At 72.8% G+C, this 4604-nt stretch carries 5 protein-coding genes and 1 rRNA gene; 3 read left to right on the top strand and 3 right to left on the bottom strand.

Annotation, left to right across the window (positions count from 1 at the left end; genetic code table 11):
* Window positions 1–76 precede the first annotated feature (76 nt).
* Both BN3788_RS00085 and BN3788_RS00080 read right to left on the bottom strand, forming a co-directional pair.
* Window positions 77–970 carry a universal stress protein gene (locus BN3788_RS00085; protein WP_066581507.1) on the bottom strand — a complete coding sequence of 298 codons (894 nt, stop codon included), beginning with the start codon at window positions 968–970 and terminating at the stop codon, window positions 77–79.
* Window positions 971–1078: 108 nt separating this feature from the next.
* Window positions 1079–1996 carry an NAD(P)-dependent oxidoreductase gene (locus tag BN3788_RS00080; protein ID WP_234346397.1) on the bottom strand — a complete coding sequence of 306 codons (918 nt, stop codon included), beginning with the start codon at window positions 1994–1996 and terminating at the stop codon, window positions 1079–1081.
* Between the two features lie 81 nt (window positions 1997–2077).
* On the opposite strand from BN3788_RS00080, the gene BN3788_RS00075 reads away from it, so the two are divergent.
* Genes BN3788_RS00075 through BN3788_RS00065 form a run of 3 tightly spaced genes read left to right on the top strand, consistent with a single transcriptional unit; the run spans window position 2078 to window position 4429 of the window.
* Window positions 2078–3139 (top strand): D-2-hydroxyacid dehydrogenase, encoded by a 1062-nt coding sequence (locus tag BN3788_RS00075; RefSeq protein WP_066581504.1) that lies wholly within the window; start codon window positions 2078–2080, stop codon window positions 3137–3139.
* Between the two features lie 44 nt (window positions 3140–3183).
* On the top strand, window positions 3184–3987 hold the full coding sequence (locus tag BN3788_RS00070; RefSeq protein WP_066581501.1) for an IclR family transcriptional regulator: 804 nt from the start codon (window positions 3184–3186) through the stop codon (window positions 3985–3987).
* 37 nt (window positions 3988–4024) lie between these two features.
* Window positions 4025–4429: a VOC family protein gene (locus BN3788_RS00065; RefSeq protein ID WP_066581498.1), complete on the top strand. Its 405-nt coding sequence runs from the start codon at window positions 4025–4027 to the stop codon at window positions 4427–4429.
* Window positions 4430–4519: 90 nt separating this feature from the next.
* Here the strand turns inward: BN3788_RS00065 and rrf are convergent.
* Window positions 4520–4604, bottom strand: a 5S ribosomal RNA gene (rrf, locus tag BN3788_RS00060); the annotation flags it as partial.

Here is a 4604-nt window from a genome sequence, read left to right as displayed (position 1 = left end):
GGCCGAGCCCGCCGACCGTCTCCCCGGTGATCGCCCCGCCGGCGGCGGCCAGGGCGGCGGGCGCGGTCGGTGACCGTCAGCCCTGATCGATGTCGGCCCGCGTGACCAGCACCGGGCAGTGGGACCGGCGGACGACGTTGCGGCTCACCGAGCCCAGCAGCAGCCCGGCCAGTCCGCCCCGCCCACGGGCGCCGACCACCACGAGGTCCGCTGCCGTCGAGGCTTGCGCGAGGACGTGCGGCGCCGGGCCCTCGGTCACCTCCCAGGCGACCTCGAGCTCAGCGGCCCGTTCGTCGAGGATGGCCCGGGCGGCCTCCTGGACGCGTTCGGCATGTGCGAGCGCCATCTCGTCGGGGGTCACGCTCGGATAGGCCACCGCCCAGTAGGAGAGCGTGGAGGTCGCCTCCGCGCTGGTCCACGACGTCACCACCCGCAGCATCGCGTCACGCGCGGTCGCCTCGTCGGCGGCGGCGAGCAGCGCGGTGTCGGATCCGGGCGAGCCGTCGACGCCCACCACCACGACGTCGGTGCGGGGGTGCTCGAGCGAGTCGGCCGGCACCACCGCGACCGGGCAGCTCGCCCGCTGCACCGCGCCGGTGGCCACCGATCCCGTCAGCGCCCCGCTGAACCAGCCCGTCCCGTGGCGGCCCAGCACGAGCATCCGGGCGCCATGCGCGTGGTCGACGAGAGCCTGTGCCGGCGAGCCGTGGCCCACCACGCCGCTGGCCTGGAGGCCGGGCGCTGCAGCACGGGCGATCGCGGCGCCGTCGTCCGCCACCGCCTGCACGCCCGCGAGGACGGCCTCTCCCAGGGGCGAGTGCCCGGCGCCGCCGCCTGGGCGGTCGGCGAATCCCCACGCGTGCACCACGATGAGCTCGCTAGCCGACCGGACGGCCTCGCCAGCGGCCCACTTGACCGCGACAGCGGCCTGCTCGGAGGCGTCATATCCGACGACGATCGGCGCGGCCATCCTGATCTCCTCACCGTGGCTGGGGGCGGGCCTCCATGCTGCACCCGTCGGCGACGACGCGCCTTCCGCGGGGCGCCGCTACCCCGTGGCTCCCGGGTCGCAGGCTGGTCAGCCCGCGGCTGCCACGCGCCCCGCGACGTACGCCTGGACCACCGAGGTGTCCTGGTCGCCGAGCCCTTGGGCGGTGAGGTCGGTGAACGCGTCGTGCAGCCGGTCGGCGATGAGCGTCGACGTCCCGGTGCGGTCCGCCTCCGCTCGGTAGGCCGCCAAGTCCTTGACCATGAACTTCGCGGCGCCCGAGACGGTGTAGTCCTTCTCCGCGAAACGGGCGGCCTTGTCGGCGAGGATCGTGCTGGCCGCGTAGCCGCCCTGCAGCAGCGTGAGCAGCCGGCCGACGTCCAGGCCCGCGCGCTCGGCCACGACTGCCGCCTCGGCGATGGCGGCGACCTGCGCCGCGCAGATGAGCTGGTTGCAGGCCTTGGCCACCTGGCCGGCGCCGAGTGGGCCCAGGTGCGCGGGCGTGCCCATGAGGTCGAGCACGGGCAGCACCTGGTCGACCAGGCCGCGGGGGCCGCCCACCATGATCGACATCGTGCCGGCCACCGCGCCGACCTCCCCGCCCGAGACGGGGGCGTCGACCACTCGCAGCAGCCCGCCGGACGTCTCGGCGAGCTCGGCGTCGAGCTCGCGCACCCCGTCCGGCGAGACGGTGGAGCAGATGACGAGCACGACAGGCGCCCGCACCCCGGCTGCCAAGCCGTCGGGGCCGTCGAGCAGGTCGCGGAGCTGCGGCAGGTCGGGCAGCATCACGACGACCAGGTCGCATGCCTCGGCGACGGCGCGGGCTGTGGCCACGCCGACGGCTCCGCGCTCGATCAGCGCGTCCGCATTGCCCCGCCCGCTGTCCAACAGCACCAGCTCGCGCCCGTCGGGGCTGATGCCGTCCAGGATGTGCCCGGCCATGGGCCGTCCCATCACACCGAGCCCGATGAATCCGACGCCGGCCATCTCCACCTCCGTGAGCATCGCGGGCTCATGACCGCCTCCTGCGACCGGCCCGCGCGGTCAACCTAGCAAACCGTGTTCAGCCCCGTGTACCGTTCTGCTATGAGCAGCACCTCCCCCGACCGCCTCCGGGTCGTCATCGCCACCCCGCTCACCGACGAGCACTGCGCACTCCTCGCACGCCTCGAGCCGCGACTCGACATCGTGTGCGATCAGGGACTGCTGCCGCCCATGCGCTTCCCCGGCGACCACTCCGGCGACCCGGCGTTCAGCCGGTCCTTCAACGACCAGACCCGCTTCGAGGCGCTCATCGACGGCGCGGACGCGCTCTACGGCATCCCCGACATCGACCCGGCAGCGCTGCGGCGCGCCGTGCGTGCCAACCCCGGGCTCCGCTGGGTGCACACGATGGCGGCCGGTGGCGGCGCACAGGTCAAGGCCGCAGGCCTCACCCCGGACGAGCTCGCCCGCGTGGCCTTCTCGACCTCGGCCGGACCGCACAGCGGCACCCTCGCCGAGTTCGCGCTCTTCGCCGTCCTCGCCGGCGCCAAGTCCCTGCCCCGCCTCCAGGCCCAGAAGTCCGCCCGGGTCTGGAGCGAGCGCTGGACGATGCGGCAGGTCTCCCAGATGACAGTGCTGGTCGTCGGGCTCGGCAACATCGGCCGCACCACGGCCCGCCTGTTCGCCGCGATGGGCGCGCGCGTCATCGGCGTCAACCGCACCGTCCGGCCCGTCGACGGGGTGTCCGAGGTGGTCGGCGTCGACCGTCTCGCCGACGTCGTCGGGCAGGCCGACGCCATCGTCAGCACGCTCCCCGGCACCGACCGCACCCGCCACCTCCTCAGCGAGGAGGTGTTCGCGCAGGTCAAGCCTGGTGTCATCTTCGCGAACGTCGGCCGCGGAGACGTGGTCGACCAGGCCGCGCTCATCGAGGCGCTGCGGGACGGACGAGTCGGATTCGCGGGCCTGGACGTCGTGGCCGTCGAGCCGCTCCCCGCCGACGACCCGCTGTGGGACCTGGACAACGTCCTCATCTCCCCCCACACCGCCGCGCTGAACGACGACGAGGACCGCCTGATCGCCGAGCTGTTCGCCGCCAACGCCACCCGGCTGCTCGACGGCAAGGAGCTCATCAACCGCATGGACACCGTCGACTTCTACTGACGCACGCCCGCCCCGCACCCCTGACGCCCGCCGACAGGACATCGATGCCGCCGACCGAGGACCCCACCCGCAGCCCGGCGCCGGCGGTCACCCGCGCCGCCGCCATCCTGACGCTGCTCGCGGACCGGGGGCCGCTCGGCCTCACGGACATCGCGCGGGCACTCGGGCTCGCGAAGTCCTCCACCCTGAACCTGTGCCTGGCGCTCGAACAGGCCGGCCTGGTCCGCAAGACAGAGCACGTCTACGCGCTGGGGCGCACCACGGTGCAGCTCGGTGGCGCGTACGTGCGCGAGTTCGACCTGGTGCGGGAGTTCTACCGCGTCTGCGCCGACTCTCCGGTGCTGCGCAGCGAGTTGCTCCAGGTGGCGATGCTCGACGGGACGGATGTCCTCTACCTGGCCCGCCATGAGGGACGGGCCCCATTGCGGCTCTCCGCGTCGATCGGCGACCGGTTCCCGGCGAGCATCACCGCCGTGGGCGCCGCGCTCCTCGCCCTGCTGGATCCGGCCGACGTGCGCGAGCGGTTCGACGACCCCGCGACGCTGCCGCGCTGGACCGAGCGCTCCGTCGCCACCGTCGACGACCTCCAGCACAAACTCGACGCCACCCGCGCCCGCGGTTACGCGCTGGACGATGGCGAGACCCATCCCGGCGTGCTCGGCCTCGCTGTGGCGCTGCCTCCCCGCTCCCCTGCCGATCAGCCGCTCGCGCTCGGGGCCTCGCTCATGCGCGACCCCGCGGCCGCTAGCCGATCAGCCTCGGACCGCGAGGAGGAGATCCTCGCCGCGCTGCTCGACGCCCGCGCCGCATTGGCGCGCCCACATCTACACCCCGACGCGACGACTTAGGCTCGAGCGGTCATCCGCACCCGCTTGAAGGACAGTCATGCCGCGCATCCAGCTCTCGAGCATCTACGTCGACAACCAGGACAGGGCGTTGGCGTTCTACACGGACGTTCTGGGGTTCGAGGTGAAGTCCCACGTGCCAATGGGCAAGTTCGCGTGGTTGACCCTCGTGTCCGCTGACGACCCGCAGGGCCCGGAGCTCGTGCTCGAGCCGGCTGCCCATAAGGCCGTGCAGCCGTTCCGCCGTGCGCTCTACCGCGACCGCATCCCGGTGACCTCGTTCGCCGTGGACTCTGTGGAGTCGGAGTACGAGCGTCTGCGCGAGCTCGGGGTCCGCTTCGTGCAGAAGCCCACCACCACCGGCCCCGTCACCGTCGCCGTGTTGGACGACACGTGCGGGAATCTGGTGCAGATCGCGTCTCCGGCGGCTCCCACGCAGGCCTGAAAGTGAGGCATTCCACCCCTTCGGGGGCGTTGGAATGCCCTGGAAACACAGAAAGAGCCACCCCATAGGGGTGGCTCTTTCTGAATGATGTTCCGGCGGCGACCTACTCTCCCACACCCTGGCGAGTGCAGTACCATCGGCGCAGAGGGGCTTAGCTTCCGGGTTCGGAATGGGA

The organism is Cellulomonas timonensis (genome assembly GCF_900046455.1).
GTDB classification, from domain to species: domain Bacteria; phylum Actinomycetota; class Actinomycetes; order Actinomycetales; family Cellulomonadaceae; genus Cellulomonas_A; species Cellulomonas_A timonensis.
Note: the sequence above shows the minus strand (reverse complement) of the source record. Positions and strands in the feature narration are given on the sequence as shown.

Excerpts from the sequence above, each read along its gene's own strand:
- BN3788_RS00085 (WP_066581507.1), bottom strand. The coding sequence starts at position 970 with ATGGCCGCGCCGATCGTCGTCGGATATGACGCCTCCGAGCAGGCCGCT.
- BN3788_RS00065 (WP_066581498.1), top strand. The coding sequence starts at position 4,025 with ATGCCGCGCATCCAGCTCTCGAGCATCTACGTCGACAACCAGGACAGG.
- BN3788_RS00075 (WP_066581504.1), top strand. The coding sequence starts at position 2,078 with ATGAGCAGCACCTCCCCCGACCGCCTCCGGGTCGTCATCGCCACCCCG.
- BN3788_RS00070 (WP_066581501.1), top strand. The coding sequence starts at position 3,184 with ATGCCGCCGACCGAGGACCCCACCCGCAGCCCGGCGCCGGCGGTCACC.
- BN3788_RS00080 (WP_234346397.1), bottom strand. The coding sequence starts at position 1,996 with ATGCTCACGGAGGTGGAGATGGCCGGCGTCGGATTCATCGGGCTCGGT.